This window comes from Variovorax endophyticus (genome assembly GCF_025376855.1).
In the GTDB taxonomy this organism is placed as follows: domain Bacteria; phylum Pseudomonadota; class Gammaproteobacteria; order Burkholderiales; family Burkholderiaceae_C; genus Variovorax.
The window spans coordinates 45,166-67,118 of sequence record NZ_JAHUTH010000009.1 but is presented as its reverse complement, the minus strand read 5'-3'; the positions used below and the strand labels follow the sequence as shown (position 1 = coordinate 67,118).

The window sequence follows — 21,953 nt, the reverse complement described above, 5'->3', positions numbered from 1 at the left end:
CATGACCACGATCTCCGTCCGCCAGGCCGTGATGGCCGACCTCGATGCACTGACCGCGCTGTTCGACCAGTACCGCCAGTTCCAGGGCCAGCCCGGCGACCTGCCCGCCGCACGCGCCTTCCTGCGCGAGCGTCTCGACCATGGCGAGTCGGTGCTCTTCCTCTGCCACGACGGCGCCGTGTCCGTGGGCTTCGCGCAGCTCTACCCGATCTTCTCGTCGGTCTCGCTCACGCGCGTGTTCATCCTCAACGACCTGTTCGTCGCCGCGGCCGGGCGCCGCAAGGGCGTCGCCTCGCGCCTGCTCGCGGCTGTCGAGTCGTATGCGTGGTCGCTGGGTGCCGCGCGCATCTCGCTGAACGTCGCACGCGAGAACGTGTCGGCGCAGCAGCTCTATGAACGGCAAGGCTGGGAGCAGGACGGCAAGTACTTCATGTACCACCGCTTTCCTGCAGCTTCGTAGTACCGCGCCAGGGCGGCGATGCAGAGGTCCAGTCCAGTTGCAAGGCCCGGTGCCCTCACCCTAACCCTCTCCCAGAGGGAGAGGGAACAAGACGCCGAGCGAAGCGATGGCCCGATCCACCCCCTCTGGCTGCGCCGAGGAGCGCAGCGTTTCGCGGATCAGGGCTCGCAGCTGTTTGAGCGAAGCGAGTTCTGCGAGACCCCGCGAAACGCGAGCACCGCAGGTTGCCCGTAGCGAAGCGGAGGGACGCAGACAGCGGGGTCGCCTTCTCTTTGGTTACTTTCTCTTGGCGAGACAAGAGAAAGTGACTCGCCCGCCGGGGCGAGACCCGGCCTGCAATCTCAAACTCCCTTCAACCCTTCCACCATCAACGGCAAAAAGACTTCCGAAGCCCCTCTCAGCACGACACGCGCCCTGTCGTCCAGATGCGCAATAGGCTCCATGTTCAACGTGATCAACGCAGCCCCATGCGCCATCGCAGCCACTGGCAAATCCGCAGCCGGATAAACCACCGCCGTACTCCCCACCAGCAAGAACAGATCGCAATCCGCCGAAGCTTCCTGCGCATCCATCAACACCCCCGGATTCAGCATCTCCCCAAACATCACCACATCGGGCCGCGCATGCCCCCCGCACCGCAGGCAGCGATGAAACGGCCAGGGCCCATGCCGATTGCCGCACCGATCGCACCGCCACCGCCGCAGATTCCCATGCAGCTCCAGCACGTCCATGCATCCCGCCTGCGTCAGCAGCCCATCCACGTTCTGCGTGATCAATCGCGTAGCCGGCCGCAACCGCTGCAGCGCAGCCAGCGCCCGATGCCCCGGATTCGGCGCCGCCTCCTCGATCACGGCCAGACGCTGCGCCCAGAACTTCGTGAAACCCGCGGGATCGCGCGCCAGGTCCTCCGCATGCGAGAACTGGATCGCGTTCTGCTGCATCCACAGCCCATCGGCGTCCCGGTAGGTCGGGATGCCCGAGGCGCGGGACAGCCCCGCGCCGGAAAAAACGACGACGCGCCGGCTTGCGTTCAGCAGGCCGATCGCCGTTTCCAACTCGTCTTGCATGAATGAAAAAACGCTTCCTTCGGAAGCGTGGTGATCGTCAGCGGACCATTCTCGCCCAGCTCAACAGCAGCGCCCCTTGCCCGCGCCGTAGCGCGCCTCGAGCCGCTCGCGGAAGAAGGCCTCGTAGCTCATCGGCGGCCGGTCGGGATGCGTGGCCGCCATGTGGCTCAGGTAGACGTCGTAGTCGGGCATCCCGACCATCAGCCGCAGCGACTGCCGGATCGAGCGCGCGATGTAGCGCCCGGTGTCCGCGAGGCCGCGGCCCGCGGCGGACGCTTCGTCGACCTGCATCTCGCGCTCCGGCCTCAGTGCGCGCCGCGCGCCGCGACCGCGCCGCCCATCGGCTCGAACGGCGTCTCGTGCGCGGTCGGCCGGTGGGCCGCGCGCGCCGCGATGCAGGCCTTGATGCTGTAGACCAGCACGCTGAGCACCACGAACATGAAGAGCGCGCACAGCGCGGCATCGAGCCGGTCGTTGAAGACAATGCGCTCCATCGCCGCCGTGGTCTTGGCCGGTGCCACCAGCACGCCATTGGCCAGGCCTTCGCTGTACTTCGCGGCATGCGACAGGAAGCCGATCTTCGGATCGCTCGAGAAGATCTTCTGCCAGCCCGCGGTCAGCGTGCAGGCCAAAAGCCACGCGGCCGGCGCCGCCGCCACCCAGGCATAGCGCTCGCGCTTCATGCGGAACAGCACCACCACGCCGAGCAGCAGCGCCACCGCGGCCAGCATCTGGTTCGAGATGCCGAACAGCGGCCACAGCGTGTTGATGCCGCCCAGCGGATCGACCACGCCCTGGTAGAGGAAGTAGCCCCAGGCCGCCACGCACAGCGCGGTCGCGACCAGGTTGGCCGGCAGCGAGTCGGTGCGCTTGAGCGCGGGCACGAAGCTGCCCAGCAGGTCCTGCAGCATGAAGCGGCCCGCGCGCGTGCCGGCATCGACCGCCGTGAGGATGAAGAGCGCCTCGAACAGGATCGCGAAGTGGTACCAGAAGGCCATCATGGCCTGGCCGCCGATCACCTGGTGCAGGATGTGCGCCATGCCGACCGCGAGCGTGGGCGCGCCGCCGGCGCGGCCCAGGATGGTGGTCTCGCCCACGTCCTTGGCGGTCTGCACCAGCATCTCGGGCGTGACCACGAAGCCCCAGCCCGAAATGGTCTGCGCCGCCTGCTGCACCGTGGTGCCGATCAGGGCACCGGGGCTGTTCATCGCGAAGTAGATGCCGGGCTCGATGCACGAGGCCGCCACCAGCGCCATCACGGCGACGAAGGACTCGGCCAGCATGCCGCCGTAGCCGATGAAGCGCGCATGGCGCTCGTTGTCGAGCATCTTGGGCGTGGTGCCCGAGGAGATCAGCGCATGGAAGCCCGACACCGCACCGCAGGCGATGGTGATGAACAGGAACGGGAACAGGTTGCCCGACCACACCGGGCCGTTGCCCTGCGCGAACTGCGTCACCGCGGGCATCTGCAGCGTGGGCGCCACGACCACGATGCCGATCGCCAGCGCGATGATGGTGCCGATCTTCAGGAAGGTCGACAGGTAGTCGCGCGGCGCGAGCAGCAGCCACACCGGCAGGCTCGCGGCGACGAAGCCGTAGCCCACGAGCATCCAGGTCAGCGCCTTGCCGTCGAAGGTGAAGGCCGGGCCCCAGACCGGGTCCTGGCTCACCCACTGGCCGCCGAAGATCGCGAGCATCAGCAGCACGAAGCCGATGATCGACACCTCGCCGATGCGGCCCGGGCGGATGTAGCGCAGGTAGAGGCCCATGAAGACCGCCACGGGAATCGTCGCGGCCACCGTGAAGGTGCCCCACGGCGATTCGGCCAGCGCCTTCACCACGATCAGCGCCAGCACCGCGAGGATGATGATCATGATCATGAAGGTGCCGAACAGCGCGATCATGCCTGGCACCACGCCCATCTCCTGCTTGACCAGGTCGCCGAGCGAACGGCCGTCGCGGCGCGTGGAGATGAACAGCACGATGAAGTCCTGCACCGCGCCCGCGAACACCACGCCCGCGAGCACCCACAGCAATCCGGGCAGATAGCCCATCTGCGCCGCCAGCACCGGCCCCACCAGCGGACCCGCGCCCGCGATGGCGGCGAAGTGGTGGCCGAACAGCACGTTCTTGTCGGTCGGCACGTAGTCCAGGCCGTCGTTGTGACGGTGCGCCGGCGTCTTGCGGTTGCCGTCCAGGCCCAGCACCTTGTCGGCGATGAACAGGCTGTAGTAGCGGTAGGCGATCAGGTAGGTGCAGATCGCGGCGGCGACCACCCAGATCGCGTTGATCGTTTCCCCCCGGCTCAGGGCCACGGTGCCCAGCGCGAACGCGCCGAACACCGCGATGACGAGCCACACCAGGTGGCGGCGGATGCTCTGCATGCTTTGTCTCCTCGGATTTGTCGAACCCCGGGAGTCTTGCCGGACACGCGCGCGCTGCCATCCGTCGCACCGCGCAGGCGGGGCGCGTGGCTTTGCGTAATGGAAAACCCGAAGGCCTACCCGGGCCGGCGCACCTGCACCGGCTGGCGCGACCAGTAGATGCCGTCGAGCCGGTCGAGCCGGACCTCGCCGCCGGTCGAGGGCGCGTGCACGAAGCGGTTGGCGCCGACGTAGATGCCGGCATGCGTGGGCGTGCCCGCGCCGAAGATCACGAGGTCGCCGGTGCGCATCTCCGCGGTGGGCACGCTCTGGCCGAACGAGGCCATGCGCGCCACGGTGCGCGGCGCGGCCTGCCCCACGCTCTCGCGGTAGACATAGCCGATCAGGCCGCTGCAGTCGAAGCCGCCGGCGGGCGTGTTGCCGCCGTAGCGGTACGGCGTGCCGACCAGGCCGAGCGCGTGGATCGCGATGCTGTTCGACTGCTCGTCGCTCAGCGGCGAGCTGCGCACGGTCGGGGTCGAGGGCGAGGAGGGCGAGGAGGGCCGGCTCGCGCAGCCCGCGGCCAGGATCGCCACCGCGCAGGCCCCGGCGGCAAGGAAGCGATGCAGTTGCTTCGGGATGCGGTGGCCGGGGTGGTGCGCGCGTGCGTCTGGCATGTCGAGGGCGGGTCTTGTGGACGTGCGCGCACTCTAGCGCGAATGCGCGCGCGCCAAAAGCAAACCCTCCGCGCTCCACGCGCATCGGATGCGCGGGCCCGCGGAGGGCTGGGGGTGCGGCGCGCGCGAGGCGCGCCGCGGGGCACGGGATCAGGCCTGCGGTGCCGCGCCGTTCACCACGTCCTTCAGCGCCTTGCCGGCGGTGAACTTGGGGGCCTTGCTGGCCTTGATGGTCAGGGGTTCGCCGGTCGACGGGTTGCGGCCCGTGCGCTCGGGACGGCTGGTCACCGCGAAGGTGCCGAAGCCGATCAGTTGCACCGTGTCGCCGCCGGCGAGCGCGCGCGAGAGGTTGTCGAGGGCGGCGTCGAGGGCGCGCGCGGCGTCGGCCTTGCTCAGGCTGGTGTCGTTGGCGATGGCGGCAATGAGGTCGGTCTTGTTCAAAACGAGTGATTCCTTGTGGATTGAGATGACGGTTCGGTGACGCCCCCGCGCGGCGAAGCGGCGGGGGCGCACCGGCTCGAATTTAACGGGCGCTACGCCGGCCTCCGGCCGGCACGCACGCGAAAGCGAGGCAACGTGAACGATGCACGGGTCCGGAGCGATCCATCCCCGCGCGGCGAGGCTGCGGTTCTACCTCATGCGGGCGCGGGTTGTGCGGTCGGCGCGACGCCGGCGCTCATTCGTTTACGTCCGTTTCGTTCGGAAACTCCGAAGTTCGCGCCAAGTGCGTGCCAACGGGAACTTTTGCGGCGCATTCAGCGCCGCTCGAACTCCCTCGCATGCTCCACCGCATACTTGATCAGCTCGGCCTGCCCCTCGATCCCGAGCCGCCGCTTGATGCTCTGGCGGTGCGCCTCGACCGTGCGCACGCTCAGGCCGAGGTCGCGCGCGATCTGCTTGCTCGATTCGCCGCGGCCCAGCGCCGCGAGGATCTCGCTCTCGCGCGGCGTGAGCAGCGGGCGCGGCGTCTGGTTGCGGAACAGCTTCCTCGACACGGCCGGGCTCAGGAAGGTACCGCCCGCGGACACGGCCTCGATGGCCGCGACGATCTCCGACGCCGGCGCATCCTTCAGCACGTAGCCGTGCGCGCCGGCCTGCAGCGCGCGCTGCACGTACTCGGGGTTGTCGTACATGCTGAGCATCACGACGTGCGGCGCGGGCTCGCGCTCGAGCAGCAGCGCGGCGAGTTCGATGCCGTTCATGTCCTTCATGCCGATGTCGACCAGCAGCAGGTCGGGCCGCACGCTGTCCATCTGCGCGAGCGCCTCGGCCGCGCTGCCGGCCTCGCCCGCGATCTCCAGCCCGGGCAGCGCGCCGAGCCGCGCGCGCAGGCCGTCGCGCACCAGCGGATGGTCGTCCACCAGGAAGATGCGGATCGGCGGCGGGGTGCGGGCCTTGGCGGTCGTCATCGTCGGGGCGTTCGTCAGGTGGAGGGGGAAAGGGGCGGCACGGCCCGCGCGGCCGCGGCGGGCACGATCGCGACGATGCGCGTGCGCCCGCTGCCCGAGCGCACCACGAGCTGCCCGTCGATCGAGGCCACGCGCTCGCGCATGTTGCGCAGGCCGATGCCGCGCCGCGGATCGAGCTGCACGGCATCGACGTCGAAGCCGATGCCGTCGTCGCCGACCTCGAGCCGCACCTCGCGCTCGCCGAAGGCCAGCGCGATGTGCACCTCGTGCGCGAGCGCATGCTTGCGCACGTTGGTCAGCGCCTCCTGCGTGGTGCGGAACAGCGCGGTCTTCACCTCCTGCGAGAGTTCGAAGGGCTCGCCCTCGACCATCAGCGAGGCGGCGGTCGTCCCCTGGCCCTCCTCGCCGAATTCGTCGACCAGCCGCTCGAGCGCGGCCGGCAGGCCCAGCGTGTCGAGCAGCGCGGGACGCAGCCGGTGCGAGATGCGGCGCACCTCGGTCAGCGAATCGTTGAGCCGCTGCAGCGCCTTGCCCAGCGCGGGCGGCGCGGGATGCCGCGCGCGGTCGAGCGCATCGACGGCCGACTCGATCAGCAGCTTGGCCGACACCAGGGTCTGGCTGGTGCCGTCGTGCAGCTCGCGCGCGAGATGGCCGCGCTCCTCCTCCTGCGACTGCACCACGCGGCGCGCGAGCAGGCGCAGCTTGGCCTCGGCCACGCGGTGCTCGCTGAGGTTGAGCAGCAGGCCGCCGGCGCTGACCACGCCCAGGCACAGCGCGGCGATGCCGGCGATCCACAGCAGGGTGGTCGTGACGTTGGCGCTGATCTGGCGGTCGAGCGACTGCATGGTGGCTTCCATGTCGTCGAGGTACAGGCCGGTGCCCACCATCCAGTTCCAGCGCGGCAGCGCGACCACGTAGCCGAGCTTGGGCGCGCGCTGCGTGCTCGAGGGCTTGCGCCATTCGTACTCGACGTAGCCGCCGCCCTCCTTCGCGCGCGCGATCAGGTCCTGGATCGTGAAGCGGCCCTTCGAGTCCTTGAGCCCCCAGAGGTCCTGGCCCACGAGATCGGGCTGGCGCGAATGCATCAGCGAACGGCCCTGCAGGTCGTAGACGAAGAAGTAGCCGTCGTCGCCGTAGTCGAGCGCGGCCAGCCGGCGCAGTGCCTCGGCGCGCGTGGCCTCGTCGTCCTGGCCCGCGTCGTACAGCGGCTTGACGATGCTGATCGCGAGGTCGACGTAGCTGCGCAGCTCGTTGCGCCGCTGGGTCATGTAGCTCTGCTCGATCAGCGCGCGCTCGCGTTGCGCGAGGTCGTGCTCCTGGTGCCGCACGGCGAGCGCGACCAGCACCAGCGCCACCAGCAGCGGTGCGACGGCCAGGGCCACGATCTTGGTGCGCAGGTTCATGTCGGGCGCGAAGACTACCACCGCCCCGCCGGCAGGCGCGCAGGGCCCGGGCCTGGCTCAGTGCGGCGAGGTCGGCCGGCCCGAGGCCACCCAGGCATCGAGCCCGCCGGTCAGCGGCAGCGCGCGCCGCGCGCCACGTGCCAGCAGCACGCGCGCGGCCTGCGCGGCCGACACCTCGTTGGGGCAGTTGCAGTACAGCACCACGTCGCGCCCGGCCGCGGCCGACAGGTCGAGGCCGCGCTGCTGCAGCGCCTTGAGCGTGTACGACAGCGCACCCGGGATGCGGCGCGGATCGACCTGCCGGCCGGCCGCGCCGCGCACGTCGATCACCAGCGGCGGCTCGTCGCCCGCGAGCATCTCGTGCAGCTCGTCGACCGAGATGCGCGGCATGCCGGTCAGGCGCATGAAGGCGCGGCGGCGCCACCAGCGCACCACCAGGAACACGACCAGCAGCGCGCCCAGGGCCATGGTGGCGATGCCGCCGGCCTGCGCCATCACCGCGAGCACGTCCTGGATCTGGTTGCGGAAGCCCCAGCCCAGGCCGAGGAACAGGCCGGTCCAGATCAGCGCGGCGCCGATATCGAAGCCGATGAAGCGCGGCACCGACATGCCGAGCGCGCCCGCCATCGGCGGCGCCACCACCGACACGCCCGGCACGAACTTGGCGGCCACCAGCGACAGGCCGCCCCAGTCGCCGATCAGCGATTCGCCCCGGCGCACGCAGGAGTCGGGCGCCAGCGAGATCCGGCACAAGAGGCGCATGAAGCGGTAGCCGAAGCGCCGCCCGGCATAGAACCACGCGCCGTCGCCCAGCAGGTTGGCCGCCACCGCCGCGAGCACCACGCCGGCCAGCGAGATGTCGCCGGCCGCGAGCAGCGCGCCGGTGACCACCAGCACCGCGGCCGCCGGCACCGGCAGGCCCAGGCGGGCGGCGAAGCTGGCGGCGAACACCACCAGGATCGCGTTCTGCACCAGGAGCGACATCAGCTGTGCCATGGCAACGGCTCCGTGATGGCGAAAGAGGGTGCGGACGTGGTCATGGGCGGCATGGATTCTGCGGCATGGCGCAAGGGCCTGTCGCCGGGAGGCCATTGGCCATGCGGGTTGCGGCGCGTTCCGGGGGTCATGGCCGGCCCCCGCGCGACGGGTTCAGGCCGCCGGCCGGGCGACGCTGAATTCGAAGGTATTCACGCCGTCCGCGCTGGCCGCGGCGACCTGCCCGCCATGCATGCTGGCCACGGCCCGCACGATCGCCAGCCCGAGCCCGTGGCCATGGTGCTCGCCGCCGTCGTTGCGCGCGGCGTCGACGCGGTAGAAGCGGTCGAACAGGTGCTGCAGGTGCGCCTCGGCGATGGGCGCGCCGGGATTCGACACGCCGATCCAGGTGGCCGCGGGCGTCTCGCGCAGCCGCACCGCGATGCGCGCGCCCGGCGGCGAATGCTCGATCGCGTTCTGCAGCAGGTTCGACATGGCGCGGCGGAACAGCGCGGTCTCGAGCTGGGCCTGCGCCAGCACGTCGCCCTCGATCTCGACTTGCACGCCGCTCTCCTCGAGCACGAACTCGAAGAACTCGATGGTCTTGCGCACCTCCTGCGCCACCGGCGTCAGCACCAGGCCGGTGGCGACCTCGCCGCGGTCGGCGCGCGCGAGGAACAGCATGTCGTTGACGATCGAGCGCAGCCGCTCCAGGTCCTCGAGGTTGGCCTGCAGCACCTCCTCGAACTGCGGCGCGCTGCGCTGGCGCGACAGCGCGACCTGGGTGCTGCCGATCAGATTGGCCAGCGGCGTGCGCAGCTCGTGCGCCACGTCGGCATTGAAGGCCTCGAGCTGGCCATAGGCCTCCTCGAGCCGCGCGAGCGCGCCGTTGAAGGCCTCGGCCAGCCCCGACAGCTCGACCGGCAGCGCGCCCGAGCGCAGCCGCTGCGAGCGCATCTTGGGCCGCAGTGCCTGCGCCTCGCGCGAGAGCTGGTCGAGCGGGCGCAGGCCGACGCGCGCGATCCAGTAGCCGGCGGCCGCCACCACCAGCACCGCGCCCAGGCCCAGCGACACCAGCGCCGTGAGGAAGGTGCGGCGCGTGCGCGCATAGGGCTCGGTGTTCTTGCCCACGATCAGCCGCACGGCCGGGCGCTGCTCGAACGGCGGGATGTGGGCCGACAGCGTGCGGTAGGGCTTCTCCTCGCCGGGCAGCAGCAGGCTGCGGCCGGTCTCGCGCGTGAGGGCGTCGATCTCGGCCATGCCCTTGCCGTACTGGAAGCGCGGGTCGTCGCTGAGCACCCAGAAGCGGGTGCTGCCGTCCTCGGGCGTGAGCGCGTCCATGCGCGCCTGCACGCGCGGCCAGCGCTCGGGCGTGCCGATGGCCTGGATCCAGAACTGCAGGCTCTTGACCGTGGTGTCGAGCTCCTCGTACTGGTGGCGCTCGAGCTCGCGCAGCAGCACGCCCTGCAGCGCCGCGCCGATCAACGCGAAGGTGGCGAGCGCCGCCGCCGCGAACATCAGCACCAGCCGCGCGGCGATCGAGCGCTTCATGGCGTGGCGCCGTCCTCGCGCAGCTCCATCACGTAGCCCATGCCGCGGATGGTGTGCAGCAGCTTGGGCGAGAAAGGCACGTCGATCTTGTCGCGCAGCCGCTTGATCGCGACCTCGACCACGTTGGTGTTGCTGTCGAAGTTCATGTCCCACACCAGCTCGGCGATCGCGGTCTTCGAGAGGATCTCGCCCTGGCGCCGCGCCAGCACCGCGAGCAGCGCGAACTCCTTGGCCGTGAGGTCGATGCGGGTGGCGCCGCGGAAGGCCTTGCGCGCGAGCAGGTCGATCTGCAGGTCGGCGATGCGCAGCTGCATCGGCTCCTGCTTGCGGCCGCGCCGGTTCAGCGCCTGCAGCCGCGCCAGCAGCTCGAGGAACGAGAAGGGCTTGACCAGGTAGTCGTCGGCGCCCTCGTGCAGTCCCTTGACACGGTCCTCCACGCGGTCGCGCGCGGTCAGCATGATCACCGGCGTCTGCTTCACGGCGCGCAGCCCGCGCAGCACCGAGAAGCCGTCCTGGCCCGGCAGCATCACGTCGAGCACGATCACGTCGTAGTCGTGCGTGAGCGCCAGGTGCTGGCCGTCGATGCCGTTGTGCGCCATGTCGACCGCGCAGCCCTGCTCCGTCAGCCCCTTCGAGAGGTAGTCGGCGGTTCTCAACTCGTCTTCGACGATCAGGATCTTCATGGCGTGGCGTGGTCTCCGGTGCTCAATGCCCCTGCACCTGCGCGGGCGCCTCCCCGGCCTTGGCCGCCTTGCGGGCCATGCGCGCTTCCTTGCGGCGCAGGTACCAGTAATGGGCGCGGTCGAGGTAGAGGTAGACCACCGGCGTGGTGAACAGCGTGAGCGCCTGCGAGAGTACCAGCCCGCCGACCATGGCGTAGCCCAGCGGCCGGCGCAGCTCGGAGCCCGAGCCGTGGCCCAGCATCAGCGGCAGGCCCGAGAGCAGCGCGCACATGGTGGTCATCATGATCGGGCGGAAGCGCAGCAGGCAGGCCTGGTAGATCGCCTCGTGCGGTTTCATGCCCTGCTCGCGCTCGGCCTTGAGCGCGAAGTCGATCATCATGATCCCGTTCTTCTTGACGATGCCGATCAGCAGGATGATGCCGATCAGCGCGATCACGCTGAGGTCGTAGCCGCCCGCCATCAGGATCAGCAGCGCCCCCACGCCGGCCGAGGGCAGGGTCGAGAGGATCGTCAGCGGATGGATGTAGCTCTCGTAGAGCAGGCCCAGCACGATGTAGACCGCCACCAGCGCCGCCGCGATCAGGTAGGGCTGCGAGGCCAGCGAATCCTGGAAGGCCTGGGCCGTGCCCTGGAAGGCGCCGGTCAGCGACTGCGGCATGCCCATCTCGGACTGCGCGGCCTTGATCGCGTCGACCGCCTGGCCCAGCGAGGCGCCGGGCGCGAGGTTGAACGAGATCGTCACGGCCGGGAACTGGCCCTGGTGGCTGATCGAGAGGTAGGCGGTCTTGCTGGTGTCGACCTTCACGAAGGTCGACAGCGGCACCTGCTGGCCGGTGGCCGGTGCGCTCAGGTAGAGCTTGTCGAACAGCGCCGGATCCTGCTGCAGCGCGGGCGTCACCTCGAGCACCACGTGGTAGCTGTTGAGCTGCGTGAAGTACTGCGCCACCTGGCGCTGGCCGATGGCGTCGTACAGCGTGGCGTCGATCGCGGCCGGCGAGATGCCGAAGCTCGAGGCGCGGTCGCGGTCGATGGTCAGCACGGCCGAGGCGGCGGCGTTCTGCTGGTCGGTCGCGAGGTCGGTCACCTCGGGCACCTGGCGCAGCTTGGCCAAAAGGCGCGGCGCCCAGGTGTTGAGCTCGTCGAGGTTCGAGTCGGTCAGCGTGTACTGGTACTGCGTGCGCGAGGAGCGCCCGCCCACGCGGATGTCCTGCCCGGCCTGCAGGAACAGGTTCACGCCCTGCACCTTCGCGAGCTGCGGGCGCAGCCGCGCGATGATCTCGTCGGCGTTGGCGGTGCGGCCCTCGTCCTTGGGCTTGAGGCTGATGAAGAAGTTGCCGGTGTTGTAGGTCGACGAGCTGCCGTTCATGCCGAAGCCGGTCACGTCGGGGTCCTTGCGCACCACGTCGGCCAGCTCGAGCATGCGCGCGTTCATCGAGGCGAAGGAGGCATCCTGCGCCGACTCGGCGAAGCCCGAGATGAAGCCCGTGTCCTGCTGCGGGAAGAAGCCCTTCGGGATCACCACGAACAGCGCGCCCGTGGCCACCACGGTGGCGATGAACACCATCAAGGTGATGAACTGGTGGTCGAGCACCACGTGCAGCCCGCGCTTGTAGCCGTCGAGCATGGCGTCGAAGCCGCGCTCGCACAGCAGGTACAGCCGTCCGTGGCGCCGCGCATGCTCGTTCTTGAGGAAGCGCGAGCACAGCATCGGCGTGAGCGTGAGCGAGATCACCACGCTCACCACGATGGTCAGGGTGACGGTGACGGCGAACTCGCGGAACAGCCGCCCGACGATGCCGCCCATCAGCAGCAGCGGGATGAACACCGCGATCAGCGAGACCGAGATCGAGACGATGGTGAAGCCGATCTCGCCCGCGCCCTTGTAGGCGGCCTCCAGCGGCGCCATGCCCTCCTCGACGTAGCGGTAGATGTTCTCGAGCATCACGATGGCGTCGTCGACCACGAAGCCGACCGCGATGGTCAGCGCCATCAGCGAGAGGTTGTCGAGGCTGTAGCCCAGCAGGTACATCATGGCCACGGTGCCGAGGATCGCGAGCGGCACCGTCACGCTCGGGATCAGCGTGGCCGCCACGTTGCGCAGGAACACGAAGATCACGGCCACCACCAGCACGATGGTCAGGAGCAGCGTGAACTCCACGTCCTTGACCGAGGCGCGGATGGTCTGGGTGCGGTCGATGATGGCGTTGACGTCCACCGTCGGCGGGATCGAGGCCTTGAGCCGCGGCAGCGCGGCATTGATGCGGTCCACCGTCTCGATCACGTTGGCGCCGGGCTGCTTGGTGATGGCCAGCACGATCGAGCGGCCGTTCTGCACCGTGCTGCCCGCGGGCGCGGCGGCGCCGGCATAGGCCCAGCCCGCGATCTTCGCGTTCTCGGGGCCGTCGACCGCCACGCCGAGGTCGCGCACCCGGATCGGCGCGCCGTTGCGGTAGGCCAGCACCACGTCGTTCCAGGGCTGGGCCTTGAGCAGCTGGTCGTTGGTGTAGACGGTGAAGCTCTGGTTCGGCCCGTCGATCGTGCCCTTGGGCGCGTTGACGGTGGCCGAGGACAGCACGGTGCGCACGTCCTCCAGGCTCAGGCCCAGCGCCGCGAGCTTGGCCGGATCGACCTGGATGCGCACCGCGGGCTTCTGCGCGCCGCCGATGTTGACCAGGCCCACGCCCGAGATCTGCGAGATCTGCTGCGCGAGGATGTTGTCGGCGTAGTCGTTGACCTCGGTCAGCGGCAGCGTCTTGGACTGCACCGACAGGATCAGGATCGGCGAGTCGGCCGGATTCACCTTGCGGAAGGTCGGTGGGCTCGGCAGGTTGGCCGGCAGCTGGCCGGTGGAGGCGTTGATGGCCGCCTGCACGTCGAGCGCGGCGGCGTCGATGCTGCGGTCGAGGTCGAACTGCAGCGTGATCTGGGTGCTGCCCAGGCCGCTGGTCGAGGTCATCTGCGTCAGCCCCGCGATCAGCGAGAACTGGCGCTCCAGCGGCTGCGCCACGTTCGAGGCCATGGTCTCGGGACTGGCGCCCGGCAGGTTGGCCGAGACCTGGATGGTCGGGAAGTCGACCTGCGGCAGCGGCGCCACCGGCAGCAGCGGAAACACCGCGGCGCCGACCAGCAGGATGGCCAGCGCGAGCAGCGTGGTGCCGATCGGGCGCTTGATGAAGGCGGCGGAAATGCTCAATTGCGCACCCCGCTCGCGTTGTTGCCGCCGGCCGCGGCGGCCGGCGGCGCGGCCTTGGCCGCGGTCCTGTTCTCGGCCACCGTGGCGCCGGGCCGCAGCTTGTACTGGCCGTCGACCACCACGCGCTGGCCGGCGGCCACGCCCTGGTCGAGCACGGCCGTGCCGTCGGCGATCTGCACCACGTGCACCGGCACCGAGCTGGCCTTGTTCTCGGCATCGACGGCCCAGACGTAGGTGCCGTCCTGGCTTCGCTGCACCGCGGCGGCCGGCACGGTCAGCGCGCCGGCGCGGCGGTCGAGCTGCAGCCGCACGTTGACGTACTGGCCGGGCCACATGGTGTGCTGCGGATTGGCGAAGCTGCCCTTGAGCTGCACCGTGCCGTTGGTGGTGTCGATCTGGTTGTTGAGCAGGATCAGCTTGCCCGTGCCCAGCTGCTGCGTGCCGGCGCGGTCGTAGGCCACCACCGCGAGCGGCGCGGCGCCCTTCTGTTGCAGCCGGTTGATGTCCTGCACCGCGTCCTCGGGCAGCGTGAACTGCACCGCGATCGGGTCGATCTGGTTGATGACCACCAGCCCGCCGGTGTCGGCCGCATGGACGATGTTGCCGGGGTCGACCAGCCGCGCGCCCACGCGGCCGTCGATCGGCGCGTCGATGCGCGTGAAGCTCAGCTGCACCTGGGCGTACTGCACCTGCGCGGCATCGGTCTGCACCGTGGCCTCGAGCTGGCCGACCAGCGCCTTCTGGGTGTCGACCTGCTGCTTCGTGGCCGCGTCCTGCGCGATCAGCGTGGTGTAGCGCGCGAGGTCGGCGCGCGCATTCCCGAGCTGCGCCTGGTCGCGCGCCTGGGTGGCACGGGCCTGCGCGAGCTGGGCCTGCAGGGTGCGCGGATCGAGCTGCGCGAGCATCTGGCCGGCCTTCACGTCCTGGCCCTCGACGAAGCCGACCTTGTCGAGCTGGCCGTCGATGCGCGCCTTGACGGTGACGGTGGCCATCGAGGCCACGGTGCCGATGCCGCTGCGGTAGACCTGCACGTCCTGCGCCCGCACCGGCGCGGTGGTCACCAGCACCGGGGGCACCTTGGCCTCGGGCGTGGCGGCCGAGGCCTTGCGGCCCAGGGTCCAGGCGCCGCCGCCGAGCACGGCGACGAGGGCGGCGACGGCGAACCAGGCGGCGCTGCGTCGCGCGCGGGGAACGGCGTCGTCGCTGGCGGGGCCGGTGTGGGAAGGGGCTGGATTCGTCATGGCATCAGGTTCCGGAAGTCGTTGCGGCGGCGGCGGTGGTGGCGGCATCGGCATGCCAGCCGCCCCCGGTGGCCGCGATCAGCGCCACGCTGGCGGCGAGCTGGCGCGCCAGCAGTTGCGCTGCCGTGCGCTGGTTGGTCAGCGAGAGCTGCTGCGCGGTCACCACGCTCAGGTAGGTGGCGGTGCCCGCGCGGTACTGGGCCAGCGCGAGGCGCTCGGCCGTCTGCGCGGCCTGCACGGCCTGCGCCTGCAGCTGCGATTCGTGGTCGAGCACGCGCAGGGTGGCGAGGTTGTCCTCGACCTGCTGGAAGCCGCCGAGCACGGTCTGCTTGTAGAGCGCGACCGAGGCGTCGTAGGCGGCCACGGCCTGCTCGCTGTGGGCCTTGCGCAGGCCGCCGTCGAACACGGTCTGCGCGAGCACCGCGCCCAGCGACCAGACGCGGCTCGGCGTGTCGAACAGCGAAGCCAGTTTGCCGGCGCTGAAGCCGCCGCTCGCGCTCAGCACGATCTGCGGGAAGTAGGCGGCCTTGGCCACGCCGATCTGCGCATTGGCGGCCTGCACGCGGCGCTCGGCCGCTGCGATGTCGGGGCGGCGCTCGAGCAGTTCCGAAGGCAGGCCCGCGGGTGCGAGCGGCAGCCGGACGCCGAGCGTGCCGGCATTGGCGAGCGCGGGGTTCTCGCTGGCCGGCAGCGCGGCCAGCGAGAAGCGTGCCGGCGCCTGGCCCGTCAGCACCGCGATCGCATGCTCGAGCTGGGCGCGCTGCGCCTCGAGATCCACGCCCTGCGCCTGCGCGGTGCGCAGCTGGCTCTCGGCCAGCGCCACGTCGGAGCGCAGCACGGTGCCGGCCGCGTACTGGTGCTGCGTGAGCTCGAGCGCGCGCGCATAGGCGGCGGTGGTGGTGGCGTAGAGCGCGCGCTGCAGGTCGATGGCGCGCAGCTGCAGGTAGTCCTGCGCCAGCGTGGTCTGGATGCTCAGGCGCGCGCCCGCGAGGTCGTCGGCGCTGGCCTGCGTGCCGGCATCGCCGGCCTCGACCGAGCGGCGCACCGCGCCCCAGACGTCGGGCTCCCAGCTCGCGGCGAGGCCCAGGGTGTCGGTGGTGCGGCGCTCGATGCTGCCGGTGCTGTTGGTCTGCGCGCGGTTGGCGCCGGCGTTCAGGCCGAGGGTGGGATAGAAGCCGGCGCGCGCGGCCGAGGCCAGCGCGCGCGCCTCGCGGTACTGGGCCTCGGCCTGGCGGATGTTCTGGTTGGCGGCATTGGCCTGCACCACCAGCGCGTTGAGCGTGGTGTCGCCGAAGGCTTCCCACCAGGGGTGCGAGGGATCGATGGCCCGCGGCGTGGCGGTCTTCCACGGGCCGTCTTCCTTGTAGGCCGCGGGCAGCTCCATCGCCGGCCGCACGTAGTCGGGGCCGACCGCGCAGCCCGCGAGCAGCAGCGCGGCCAGCGCGGCCGCGGCGGGCGCGCGCAGGGCGCGGCGCGGGAGGTCGGAGAAGGGGGGAGCGGCGAAGCGAGCCATGGTGCGGCCACTCTAGGACCCGCCTTCCAACCGCTCGCTGTCGACTTCCTGACAAAGCTGTCAGTTGGCGCGCGCTAAGAAATCTTTACCGCCGAGGCGTCGGCTTCGGGACCGCCCGCGGCATTGAAGAAGCCGAAGTCTTCAACAACGCATTCTCAGGAGCGACCCATGAAACTCGCAGCGATTGCCGCGGCCCTTGCCGCGGCGGCCAGTCTCAGTGCCTGCGTGGTGGCACCGGTGGGGCCGGTGCACGGCGCGGCCGTGTATGCCGCGCCGATCGAACCGCCGGTGGGCGTGGCCATCGTCGGCCCGACCTACGTCTCGCCCGGCCCCGGCTGGGGCTGGCGCTACCACCCGCACTACGGCTGGGGCTGGTACAACCCGCACGCGGGCTGGCACCGCGGCTGGCGCTGAGGCGCAAGGCGGCGCCGGCCGCGTTCAGCGCGGCGCGTCGCCCTTGCGGTACTCGGCCGTCAGCTCGTCGAGCTTCTGCTTGAGCGCCGGGTCGAGCTGGTACTCGGCCGCCGCGAGCGTCGCGTCGAGCTGCTCGGGCCGGCTCGCGCCGAGCAGCGGCGCGGTGATCAGCGGGTTCGCCATCACCCAGGCCACGGCCAGCGTCGCGAGCGGCACGCCCGCCTCGTCGGCCAGCGCATGCAGCTGCGTCACGGTGTTGAAGCTGCGCTCGTTCCAGTAGCGGTCCTGGTACATGTTGCCGGCCGTGCCGAGCGTGAAGCGCGTGTTCGCCTCGGGGCTGGCGCCGGGCTTGTACTTGCCGGTGAGCAGGCCGCCGGCCAGCGGGTTGTAGGGGATCACGCCCAGCCCTTCCTCGCTCGCGAGCGGCAGCAGCTCGCGCTCGATCTCGCGGAACAGCAGGCTGTAGCGCGGCTGCACCGAGACGAAGCGCGTGAGCCGCAGCAGGTCGGCCTTGCCGAGCGCGCGCGCGAGCCGGTAGGCCAGGAAGTTCGACACGCCCACATAGCGCGCGCGGCCCGACTTCACGATGGTGTCGAGCGCCTCGATGCTCTCCTCGAGCGGCGTCTCGCGGTCGTCCATGTGCAGCTGGTAGAGATCGACGTGGTCGGTCTTCAGCCGCTTGAGCGAGAGGTCGATGGCATCGAGCAGGTGCTTGCGCGAGGCGCCCTGGTCCCAGGGATTGGGGCCGACCTTGTTGACCGCCTTGGTCGCGACCACGAAGCGCCGGCGGCCCGCGGGGCCCTGCTTCTCGAGCCAGTTGCCGATGATCTCCTCGGTGCGGCCCGTGGTCTCGACCGTGCCGCCCAGCGGGTAGACGTCGGCGGTGTCGAGGAAGTTGATGCCGCCCTCGGCGGCCTTGTCGAGGATGCGGTGCGACACGGCCTCGTCGGTCTGCAGGCCGAAGGTCATGGTGCCGAGCGCGAGCCGCGAGACGGTCAGGCCGGTGCGGCCCAGGCGGGTGGTGGGAATGCTCATGGTGGATGGTTCCTGTGAAACGGCCGAACCGCGCAGGCGCGCGTGGCTGCACGACCATCATAGGCAGGCCGCCCGAGGCCTGCACGTCAGGGTGCAATCACCGTGACGCGTGCCGTCATGTAGGGATGCACCGAGCAGGCATAGTCGTAGACGCCGGGCTTGTCGAAGGTCTGCGTGAAGTCCTGGCCCGGCAGCATCAGGTCCATGCCCGCGGGGCCGCCCTTCCTGAACACCACGCCATGGGGCGCGCCGTCGTCGTTCTTCCAGCGCACGGGCTGGCCCACCTTCACGGTGATCTGCGCCGGCTCGAAGGCGAAGTTGCGGATCGCCACGTGCGCCGAGCCGCCCGCATGCCCGGCCGGCGCGCCGCGCTGCACCGCCACCTTGCGCGGCGCATTGCCGACCGCCACGGTGTGCGACGGACCACCGGCCAGATCGATCACGCTGACGTCGTTCGAGCCCTCGTTGCTGACCCACAGCTTCCCGCCGTCGGCCGAGATGTCGAGCCAGTGCGGCTGCGTGCCCACGGCGATGCTGCGGCCCGGCGTGCGCGTCGCGGGGTCGAACAGCATCACCTCGCCCGGCCCCTGCACCACGACCACGCCGCTCGCCATGCCCGCGAAGTGCTGCGCGATGTGGGGCGACACGCCCGTGGGAATCGGTGCCAGCCACTGATTGGTGGCCGCATCCAGCACCTGCACCGCGGGCACGCCCGCGAGCGTCAGGTAGAGCGCCTTGCCGTCGGGGCCGAACTCGAGGTCGCGCGGCGGCTTGTCGAGCGCGATCTCCGAGACCGTCTTGCGCGTCGCCAGGTCGAGCACCACGAGCGAGAAATGGCCCGGCGCCTGCGAGGCCACGTAGGCCTGACGGCCATCGGGGCGCACGGCGATGGTGTGCGGCTTGGGCACGGCCACGCTCGCGGCCACGGCATGGGTCGCGGTGTCGATGAAGGCCACGCGGTCGTCGCCGTTGACGGCCACCAGCACCCATTTGCCATCGGCCGTGGTGGCCAGGCCCTGCGGTCCCTGGCCGACCTCGATGGTGTGCGTCACGCGGTCGGTCGCGGCGTCGATCTCGCTCACCGCCGAGGCGCTGGAGCCGCTGACGAACACGCGCTGGCCGTTCGGGGAGATCACGATGCCGTCGGGCCCCGCGGCCACCGGCACTGTGGCGAGCACGCGCTCGCTGCCGGTGTCGATCACGCTGAGCGTGCTGTCCTTGAAGTTGCCGACGTAGGCCTTGGGGCCGGCGGCCAGCGCCGGGAAGGCCAGGGCACCGGAGGCCGCGAGAACGGCGAGCAGGCGTGCGAATCCTGGAAAGGCGGTCATGGGGGAACACTCCTGAAAGAAGAGAGGAAGAGAATCGGCACAGGGCATGACGCGCGGTGCCCTTCGTCTATTCCCCGAAATTTTTTCGCGCAGGGCTGGAATAAAACGCGCGCCCGCCGCGTCATGCCCCCAAAGCACGTCCCTTGACCGACCGCACCCGCCAGTTCGAAGCCGCCGCCCTGCCGCATCTCGATGCGGCCTGGAATCTCGCGCGCTGGCTGCTGCGCGACGACCGCCTGGCCGAGGACGCGGTGCAGGAGGCCTACCTGCGGGCCTTCCGTTTCTTCGACGGGCTGCGCGGCGAGAACGCGCGGCCCTGGCTGCTGGGCATCGTGCGCAACGCCTGCTACGACTGGATGCGGCAGAACCGGCAGCTGGCCGACCAGGTGGAGTTCGACGAGCTGCGCGACAGCGAGTCGGCCGACGCGACGACGCCGGAGGCCGGCGATCCCGCGCGGCTGTGGGAGCGGCGCGTGCAGGGCGAGCGCGTCAATGCAGCGATCGACGCCCTGCCCGCGGTCTACCGCGAAGCGATCGTGCTGCGCGAACTGGAGGAGCTGCGCTATGAAGACATCGCACGCATCGCCGGCGTGCCGCTGGGCACCGTGATGTCGCGGCTGTCGCGCGCGCGGGCCCTGCTGCGCGAGAGCCTGCGCGACGAGCGCCCGGGCCCGGCGCGGGAAAGGACACGGCATGCCAATTCCTGACGACGAGCTGGGAGCGCTGATGCGACAGCACGCCACGCGCCATGCGCCGCCCGCCGGCCTGGCCGAGCGCATCGCGCTGTCGGTGCGCGCCGAGGCCGGCGCACCCGCAACGCCGGCGCCGCGCCGTCACGGCTGGTGGCAGGGCCTGCTCGGATTCGGAACCGGCGCGGCCGCGGCCTGGGGCCTGGCGCTGGTGCTGCTGGCATCGCCGGCGCCCCTCGAGCTGCTCGGCGCGCAGGTCACGGCCAACCATGTGCGCTCGCTGATGGCCTCGCACCTGGCCGACGTGGCCTCCACCGACCAGCACACGGTCAAGCCCTGGTTCGCCGGCAAGCTCGACTTCTCGCCGCCGGTGGTGGACCTCGCCGCCGAGGGCTTCGCGCTGACGGGTGGGCGGCTCGACTACCTCGACGGGCGCACGGTGGCGGCGCTGGTCTATCGCTCGGGTCCGCACGTCATCAATGTCTTCGTCTGGCCCGCGGTCGATGAGAAGCCACAGGCCCCGGCCTTCTCGACGCGGCAGGGCTACCAGCTCGCGCACTGGACCCAGGGCGGCATGCAGGCCTGGGCCGTGTCGGACCTCAACGCGGCCGAGCTGCGCCACTTCGCGGCGCTGCTGCATGCGAGGACGGCGGTGCGCCCTTAGCGGCTGAAGACGGGATCGGGCAGCCGAACGCAGAAGAAATACAAAAGTTACGCAGAAGTCGCAGAAGGAAAAGAAGAGAAATCCTGGTTTCTCCTTCTGCGACTTCTGCGAGACCTTCGCGATTTCTGCGTTCGGCCGCCCGATCCCGTCTTCGTCTCAGCACACCGCGCGGTCGCGGTCGGCGCGCGGGACTGCGTTTAAGCTCGGCGCCGATCCACGCGTTTCCCGAATGAGCCCCTCCCCCTCCCAAGCCATCACGCATTCCGCCTCCGGGTTCCGGACCTTGCTGCGCATCGTTGGCCGCGTCGCGGCCTCGCTGGTGCTGCTGCTGTCGACGGGCTGGGCCTGCCTCGCGCTCTGGTACCAGTTGCCCGTGGGCGAGACGGGCAAGGTCCTCGCCGCCGTGCTGTGGAGCGGCTTCGGCCTCGCGGCCCTGGTACTGCTGTGGCGCGGCCGGGCCGCGCGCGCCCTGCTGTCCTACGCGGTGGGCTTCGCGCTGCTGCTGGGCTGGTGGAACACCATCGTGCCGCTGCAGCAGCGCGACTGGGCCGACGACGTCGCGCGCCAGCTGGTGGCGCGCGTCGACGGCAACATGGTCACGCTCGAGAACGTGCGCAACTTCGACTGGCGCAGCGACACCGACTACACGCCGCGCTGGGAAACGCGCCGCTACGACCTTGAGCGCCTGCGCTCGGTCGACGTCTCGGTCTCGTACTGGATGGGCCCGGCGATCGCGCACACGCTGGTGTCCTTCGGCTTCGACGACGGCCGCTTCCTCACCTTCTCGATCGAGATCCGCAAGGAGCGCGGCGAGAGCTTCTCGTCGATCGGCGGCTTCTTCCGGCGCTTCGAGCTGAGCCTGGTCGCGGCCGAGGAGCGCGACGTGCTGCGCGTGCGCACCAACGTGCGCGGCGAGGACGTCCACATGTACCGCGTGCGGCTGCCACAGGCCGAGATGCGCTCGCTGTTCCTGGCCTATCTCGACCAGAGCGCCGCGCTGCTGCGCGCGCCGAGCTTCTACAACACGCTCACGGCCAACTGCACCACCATCGTCTACGACCTCGCCAGGCGCATCGTGCCGGGCCTGCCGATGGACTGGCGGCTGCTGGCCTCGGGCTACCTGCCCGACTACCTGTACGACGTGGGCGGGCTCACGCCGGGCTACAGCCTCGAGGCGCTGCGCACGGACGGGCGCATCACGCAGCGCGCGATCGCGAGCGATGCCGTGCCGGGCGTCGATTTCTCGCGCGCGATCCGGCAGGGGCTGCCGGGCGCCGAGGCCCCGTGA

At 70.6% G+C, this 21,953-nt stretch carries 20 protein-coding genes; 5 read left to right on the top strand and 15 right to left on the bottom strand.

From position 1 onward, the window contains the following. The first annotated feature begins 1 nt into the window (after position 1). Positions 2-460, top strand: coding sequence for a GNAT family N-acetyltransferase (locus KV106_RS13755; protein WP_261210735.1), 459 nt, complete (start codon positions 2-4; stop codon positions 458-460). Positions 461-801: 341 nt separating this feature from the next. Here the strand turns inward: KV106_RS13755 and KV106_RS13750 are convergent, their stop codons facing one another. The 13 genes from KV106_RS13750 to KV106_RS13690 form a co-directional block, all read right to left on the bottom strand. Continuing rightward, positions 802-1,527, bottom strand: a complete 726-nt coding sequence (locus KV106_RS13750; RefSeq protein ID WP_057597220.1) for an SIR2 family NAD-dependent protein deacylase — start codon at positions 1,525-1,527, stop codon at positions 802-804. A gap of 60 nt (positions 1,528-1,587) precedes the next feature. Continuing rightward, a complete protein-coding gene (locus KV106_RS13745; protein ID WP_057597219.1) occupies positions 1,588-1,818 on the bottom strand; it encodes a YbdD/YjiX family protein in 231 nt (76 codons plus the stop codon). A gap of 14 nt (positions 1,819-1,832) precedes the next feature. Next, complete coding sequence (locus KV106_RS13740) at positions 1,833-3,911, bottom strand: carbon starvation CstA family protein (RefSeq protein ID WP_261210734.1); 2,079 nt, start codon at positions 3,909-3,911, stop codon at positions 1,833-1,835. A gap of 116 nt (positions 3,912-4,027) precedes the next feature. Further along, positions 4,028-4,567: a C40 family peptidase gene (locus KV106_RS13735; protein WP_261210733.1), complete on the bottom strand. Its 540-nt coding sequence runs from the start codon at positions 4,565-4,567 to the stop codon at positions 4,028-4,030. A 150-nt stretch (positions 4,568-4,717) separates the two neighbouring features. Next, positions 4,718-5,008 (bottom strand): HU family DNA-binding protein, encoded by a 291-nt coding sequence (locus KV106_RS13730; RefSeq protein ID WP_057597217.1) that lies wholly within the window; start codon positions 5,006-5,008, stop codon positions 4,718-4,720. Positions 5,009-5,322: 314 nt separating this feature from the next. Next, a complete protein-coding gene (locus tag KV106_RS13725) occupies positions 5,323-5,976 on the bottom strand; it encodes a response regulator (RefSeq protein ID WP_261210732.1) in 654 nt (217 codons plus the stop codon). 14 nt (positions 5,977-5,990) lie between these two features. Further along, positions 5,991-7,379, bottom strand: coding sequence for a cache domain-containing protein (locus tag KV106_RS13720; RefSeq protein ID WP_261210731.1), 1,389 nt, complete (start codon positions 7,377-7,379; stop codon positions 5,991-5,993). Positions 7,380-7,436: 57 nt separating this feature from the next. Next, on the bottom strand, positions 7,437-8,375 hold the full coding sequence (locus KV106_RS13715) for a DedA family protein/thiosulfate sulfurtransferase GlpE (RefSeq protein WP_057597214.1): 939 nt from the start codon (positions 8,373-8,375) through the stop codon (positions 7,437-7,439). Between the two features lie 153 nt (positions 8,376-8,528). Continuing rightward, complete coding sequence (locus tag KV106_RS13710; RefSeq protein ID WP_057597213.1) at positions 8,529-9,905, bottom strand: heavy metal sensor histidine kinase; 1,377 nt, start codon at positions 9,903-9,905, stop codon at positions 8,529-8,531. After that, positions 9,902-10,588, bottom strand: coding sequence for a heavy metal response regulator transcription factor (locus KV106_RS13705; RefSeq protein ID WP_057597212.1), 687 nt, complete (start codon positions 10,586-10,588; stop codon positions 9,902-9,904). The genes KV106_RS13710 and KV106_RS13705 overlap by 4 nt, the downstream gene beginning before the upstream one ends. A 22-nt stretch (positions 10,589-10,610) precedes the next feature. After that, positions 10,611-13,781 (bottom strand): efflux RND transporter permease subunit, encoded by a 3,171-nt coding sequence (locus KV106_RS13700; RefSeq protein WP_261210730.1) that lies wholly within the window; start codon positions 13,779-13,781, stop codon positions 10,611-10,613. Then, positions 13,778-15,022 carry an efflux RND transporter periplasmic adaptor subunit gene (locus tag KV106_RS13695; RefSeq protein ID WP_261210729.1) on the bottom strand — a complete coding sequence of 415 codons (1,245 nt, stop codon included), beginning with the start codon at positions 15,020-15,022 and terminating at the stop codon, positions 13,778-13,780. The genes KV106_RS13700 and KV106_RS13695 overlap by 4 nt, the downstream gene beginning before the upstream one ends. 4 nt (positions 15,023-15,026) lie before the next feature. Beyond that, positions 15,027-16,535 (bottom strand): efflux transporter outer membrane subunit, encoded by a 1,509-nt coding sequence (locus KV106_RS13690; RefSeq protein ID WP_261210728.1) that lies wholly within the window; start codon positions 16,533-16,535, stop codon positions 15,027-15,029. A 168-nt stretch (positions 16,536-16,703) separates the two neighbouring features. On the opposite strand from KV106_RS13690, the gene KV106_RS13685 reads away from it, so the two are divergent. Further along, positions 16,704-16,949: a hypothetical protein gene (locus KV106_RS13685; RefSeq protein WP_057594398.1), complete on the top strand. Its 246-nt coding sequence runs from the start codon at positions 16,704-16,706 to the stop codon at positions 16,947-16,949. A 24-nt stretch (positions 16,950-16,973) separates the two neighbouring features. Here KV106_RS13685 and KV106_RS13680 read toward each other — a convergent pair whose 3' ends face one another. After that, on the bottom strand, positions 16,974-17,984 hold the full coding sequence (locus KV106_RS13680; protein ID WP_057594399.1) for an aldo/keto reductase: 1,011 nt from the start codon (positions 17,982-17,984) through the stop codon (positions 16,974-16,976). A gap of 86 nt (positions 17,985-18,070) precedes the next feature. Further along, a complete protein-coding gene (locus KV106_RS13675) occupies positions 18,071-19,312 on the bottom strand; it encodes a YVTN family beta-propeller repeat protein (protein ID WP_261210727.1) in 1,242 nt (413 codons plus the stop codon). A 143-nt stretch (positions 19,313-19,455) separates the two neighbouring features. On the opposite strand from KV106_RS13675, the gene KV106_RS13670 reads away from it, so the two are divergent. From KV106_RS13670 to KV106_RS13660, 3 genes are all read left to right on the top strand, one after another. Beyond that, a complete protein-coding gene (locus KV106_RS13670) occupies positions 19,456-20,019 on the top strand; it encodes a sigma-70 family RNA polymerase sigma factor (protein ID WP_261210726.1) in 564 nt (187 codons plus the stop codon). Further along, complete coding sequence (locus KV106_RS13665; RefSeq protein ID WP_261210725.1) at positions 20,006-20,665, top strand: anti-sigma factor family protein; 660 nt, start codon at positions 20,006-20,008, stop codon at positions 20,663-20,665. Before KV106_RS13670 ends, KV106_RS13665 begins: the two co-directional genes overlap by 14 nt. Positions 20,666-20,894: 229 nt before the next feature. Beyond that, positions 20,895-21,953, top strand: coding sequence for an Lnb N-terminal periplasmic domain-containing protein (locus KV106_RS13660; protein WP_261210724.1), 1,059 nt, complete (start codon positions 20,895-20,897; stop codon positions 21,951-21,953).